This is a genomic window from Pseudarthrobacter sp. MDT3-1, assembly GCF_054510755.1.
This window is the reverse complement of record NZ_JBTNDX010000061.1, coordinates 1-4006: the sequence shown is the minus strand read 5'-3', so window position 1 is coordinate 4006 and position 4006 is coordinate 1. Positions and strand designations below refer to the sequence as shown.

4 protein-coding genes and 2 pseudogenes are annotated in these 4006 nt (G+C 64.7%); 4 read left to right on the top strand and 2 right to left on the bottom strand.

The window, feature by feature from the left end:
* Positions 1 to 111 precede the first annotated feature (111 nt).
* Complete coding sequence (locus tag ACX80X_RS21010) at positions 112 to 468, top strand: heavy metal-responsive transcriptional regulator (RefSeq protein ID WP_252603934.1); 357 nt, start codon at positions 112 to 114, stop codon at positions 466 to 468.
* Positions 469 to 729: 261 nt separating this feature from the next.
* A complete protein-coding gene (locus ACX80X_RS21005; RefSeq protein ID WP_252603931.1) occupies positions 730 to 1410 on the top strand; it encodes a haloacid dehalogenase type II in 681 nt (226 codons plus the stop codon).
* 132 nt (positions 1411 to 1542) lie between these two features.
* On the opposite strand, the gene ACX80X_RS21000 is transcribed toward ACX80X_RS21005, so the two are convergent.
* Both ACX80X_RS21000 and ACX80X_RS20995 read right to left on the bottom strand, forming a co-directional pair.
* Positions 1543 to 2091, bottom strand: coding sequence for a carboxymuconolactone decarboxylase family protein (locus tag ACX80X_RS21000; protein ID WP_252603929.1), 549 nt, complete (start codon positions 2089 to 2091; stop codon positions 1543 to 1545).
* A gap of 75 nt (positions 2092 to 2166) precedes the next feature.
* A pseudogene (locus ACX80X_RS20995) lies at positions 2167 to 2244 on the bottom strand (hypothetical protein); the annotation flags it as partial.
* A 33-nt stretch (positions 2245 to 2277) separates the two neighbouring features.
* Between ACX80X_RS20995 and ACX80X_RS20990 the strand changes: the two are divergent.
* Together ACX80X_RS20990 and ACX80X_RS20985 are read left to right on the top strand one after the other, a co-directional pair.
* Positions 2278 to 2729, top strand: a pseudogene (locus tag ACX80X_RS20990) (AMP-binding enzyme); the annotation flags it as partial.
* A 536-nt stretch (positions 2730 to 3265) separates the two neighbouring features.
* Positions 3266 to 3757 (top strand): universal stress protein, encoded by a 492-nt coding sequence (locus ACX80X_RS20985; RefSeq protein WP_459313290.1) that lies wholly within the window; start codon positions 3266 to 3268, stop codon positions 3755 to 3757.
* Positions 3758 to 4006 lie beyond the last annotated feature (249 nt).

Below are 4006 nucleotides of genomic sequence, written 5' to 3'. Positions count from 1 at the left end.
GCGCAGATTGTCAAGGCACAGGATCCACTGGGGGCGGTCGGCCCTGGTCCCGGTCGCGGTGTCCTTGTAGATTCTCAGGCAGCCTTCGGCGTTCAGTGCGTCGCCGCCGGCATGACGGCCAAGACGCTGCGGTTCTACGAGGGTCGGGGCCTGCTGCCGGCCGCCGACAGGACACCGAACGGATACCGCGACTACCCCCACGCGACGGTCAGCCGGCTGGACTTCATCCGCCGCGGCCGCACCGCCGGACTGACCCTGGCCCAGATCGGAGACATCCTCTCCGTCCGGGACATCGGCCAGGCCCCCTGCGTACATGTGAAGGATCTGCTGGCCAAACAACTCCGCGACCTCGACGCCCAGATCGCAGACCTCACCGCGCTGCGTGCAACCGTCGCCGAATTCCATGACGCCGCGGCCGCAGGGGATCCCGCATCCTGCGACCCCGAACGCATCTGCAGCTACCTCTAACGAGAGCCAAGGCCAATGCCAGTTCGCCGCTACTGAATTCCCCAGTGCCCTCTACCTCTTCGACGACGGCGAAAACAGAGCGCCCGGGATCGGTGAGCGGTAAGAGCACTTTTCCAGACGGAATTTGCATAATACCTGCGCTTACACCTTCCGGGAACACCGGGCCCCGATACGCCCGGTTGGCGCCGCCAGTGGTTCACTCTTATCCGGTAAGGCGGCAGACTTGCACTGGAGACGTACACGCGACCACGAGGAGAATCCATGACCACCGCCATCTCAGTCGTTGTCTTTGATGTCAACGAAACCCTGTCAGATATGTCGCCCATGGGGGAACGCTTCAGGGAGGTCGGGGCGCCGGCTGAACTGGCTAATCTCTGGTTCGCCACGCTGCTTCGTGACGGCTTCGCGCTGACGGCCAGCGGAGAGAACGGATCGTTCGCCGCCATCGGGGCCGACGCACTCCGGGGACTTCTGACCGGAGCGGAGCTTAACCGGCCTCTCGACGCGGCGGTCGACCATGTCATGGGCGGCATGAACGGCCTCAGGGTACATCCGGATGTCCCCGAGGGGATCAGGGCCCTCGCCGCTGCAGGGTTCCGGCTGATTACGCTCAGCAATGGCTCGGCCCAGATCGCTGGGAAGCTGTTCAGCGAGGCCGGGATCCGGGAGGCATTTGAGTCGCTGCTTTCGGTCGAAGACGCGCCCGCCTGGAAGCCGGCCCGGGCCTCCTATGAATATGCCGCCGCCGCTTCCGGGGCCGACCCGGCCGGCATGTTGCTGGTGGCCGTGCATCCCTGGGACATCCACGGCGCCGCCCGTGCCGGGCTGCGTACAGCGTGGCTGAACAGGACCGGGCGTAGCTACCCGGGCCACTTTGAGGCTCCTGAATTCATCATCACAGCCCTGACCGAACTTCCCGCGGCCCTGGCAACAGCGCACTGACGAGGACAGTACCCCCCGCCCGGCGGGGCCCGGCTGCGGGTGACCGCCGCGCCCTGCCGGCCTGCTGGTTTGGAGGTGAAACCGCAGACCGGGTGGAAGGGGGCCGATGCTCCCTTCCACCTGCTCGGGGTCTCAGGCGGTCAGTTCCGGGACGGCGGGAAGGTCCAGTTCTGTTCCGGCGTAGTGGTTGAAGTAGTTGGTGAACAGGTTTGCCGCGATGTGGGCGAACGCCTCGGAGAGCTCCTCGGCGCTCCAGCCGGCGTCAAGGGCAGCCTGCCAGGTCGCGTCGGAGACGTTCCCGGTCCGGGCCGCGGCTTCACGGGCGACGCCGGTGATCGTTGCGAGTTTGTCGTCGAAGTCCACTTCGCCGGCGCGGATCGCGAGGATCTGCTCGTCGTCCAGCCCTGCCCGGCGTGCCGAGAGGGTGTGTGCGGCCTGGCAGTAGTCACAGCCGTTCTGGTTTCCGACGGCCAGGGCGACCGCTTCGCGGGTGCGGGCTTCGAAGCTGCCGTGCGCGGCGATGGCGGCGGAGATCCCCTCGTAGGAGGCGATCACGGCCGGGGAGTGTGCCATGCCGGCGTGGATGTTGAGTAGCTTGCCCATTTTCTGCTCCAGTTTCCGGGCGATCCCTTGGGAGGCTTCGGGTGCTGCGGCAACGGTGTGGGCGGGAATGCGTGGCATGCGGGTACTCTCTTATCTTTGGATTGACAGGACAAAACTGTGGGGGCAGAAGGCAGCCGGCGCGTATGTGGACGGTCAGGGACGGTCGTCGGTGACGATGACGCCCCCGCCGGGTGCGAAGGCAACGTGGCCTTTGATCATCCGGGCTTGGGGCGTCGGCCGCGGGTAGGACCAGGCGGCGTTCGGTTCGCCGGCGACGGCGCCAAGAAAGACGAGGACGGGGACATCTGGCTCCTGGGCCGCGTGGACGACGTCATGAACACCCTCGGCACCGGCTCTCCACCACCGAGATCAAATCAGCCCTGGTCTCCCACCCCGCCGTCGCCGAAGCCGCCGTCGTCGGCGCCGCGGACGAGACCACCGGCCAGGCCGTCGTCGCGTTCGTGATCCTCCGCGGCGACGTCGTGGACACCGGCGACGCGATCGTTCAGGAACTCCGCAACCACGTGGCCAAGGAAATCGGCCCGATCGCCAAACCCAAAACCATCCTCGTGGTCCCGGAACTGCCCAAGACCCGCTCCGGCAAAATCATGCGCCGCCTCCTCAAAGACGTCGCCGAAGGCCGCGAAGTAGGAGACGCCACCACCCTGGCCGACAACACCGTCATGACACAGATCGCACAGTCACTGAAAAAATAGCCCCACCCAACCCGACCGGCCCCGCCGTCCCGCAGCCATCCGGCCCGGGCACGGACGGACTGCTCACCCATGCACAACGCCAGCAGGAATTGAACCCGGCACTACTTACGACGTACAGAATGACTAACAGACACGTGGCAGTCCCAGGGATGCGCCGCACGGACGAGTGGGAATCCCCAGCCGGAACGGTGGTGGACGTTCATCTCGACAATGACCTTCACCGACGGGGCATGGTCGAAGATGGCATGCCAGACTCATCCGGTCTCTGGATCGCAGCTCAAGGCTCTTGGTCCCGCGAATTTGTCGATAAGGCGAGCGGATACACGGTGTGGACGGACCCGTGGACACTGCAGGAGCCCATACGGCTACATCGGTGGTGGGATCTAGATAGCATCAGATTCCGGGACAGTCCCGAGAAACATCCGTAGGCGGTTCCGTTAGCCCTGCGGGTGCACATATGCTCGGCACACAGCTAACTCTAATGGGAGCTGCAAACGAGGAACAACCACGGGATTCACCTTCGAAGGAGAATGATCATGGAAGCGGAAGAGAAGGTTCTTGTCGGCGTGGACGGTTCGGAAGCGTCCATCCAGGCGCTCCGTCTGGGGGCGCAACTGGCGCCGGCCCTGGACGCCACTATTGTCGCTATTGCCTGCTGGGATTTTCCAGAGATTTACGCCGGATACGTTCCACCGGATTTCGCCCGGTTTGAAGAGGCTGCATCGAAGACTCTTGCAGACGCCTTGGAAAAGGCGTTCGGTGACGAGACTCCGGAAAGGCTGACCTCGCAACTGATCCGCGGGCCGGCTGCGGCGAAGCTCGTGGAAGCGGCGGCCGGCGCTTCATTGCTGGTAGTTGGACGCCGGGGCCATGGGGGATTCCTGGGCATGCACCTCGGCTCCGTGAGCACTGCGTGTGTTGCCCACGCGGACTGCCCCGTCCTGGTGCTGCATACCCCAGGCAGCCACCAATCCCGTCGGCTATGGAAGGGCTCCAAGGCCAAGGGCCAGAACCCGGAAAAGCCCTAGTCCCGCTTTCGGATCCCGTGAGGCAAACGCATCTGATACGCGCTGCCGAGGTGCTTCGCGCACCTCCACAAGCGGCCTGCGGCCCACTCCGAAATCCGAGGGGACCTCCATCGATGCCGAACTCAGGCGATGTTCAGCAGGGCGGTGCCCTACGTGTCAGGCTGGAACGGTGCCACTGGGTCATAGCAAGTCCGCTTGATCGCGTGGGGCGAGAACCAGGAATCTAATCATTATGTCTAGTCCAGTTTT

Coding starts and splice junctions, on each gene's coding strand:
- ACX80X_RS21010 (WP_252603934.1), top strand. CDS start 112: ATGACGGCCAAGACGCTGCGGTTCTACGAGGGTCGGGGCCTGCTGCCG.
- ACX80X_RS21005 (WP_252603931.1), top strand. CDS start 730: ATGACCACCGCCATCTCAGTCGTTGTCTTTGATGTCAACGAAACCCTG.
- ACX80X_RS21000 (WP_252603929.1), bottom strand. CDS start 2,091: ATGCCACGCATTCCCGCCCACACCGTTGCCGCAGCACCCGAAGCCTCC.
- ACX80X_RS20985 (WP_459313290.1), top strand. CDS start 3,266: ATGGAAGCGGAAGAGAAGGTTCTTGTCGGCGTGGACGGTTCGGAAGCG.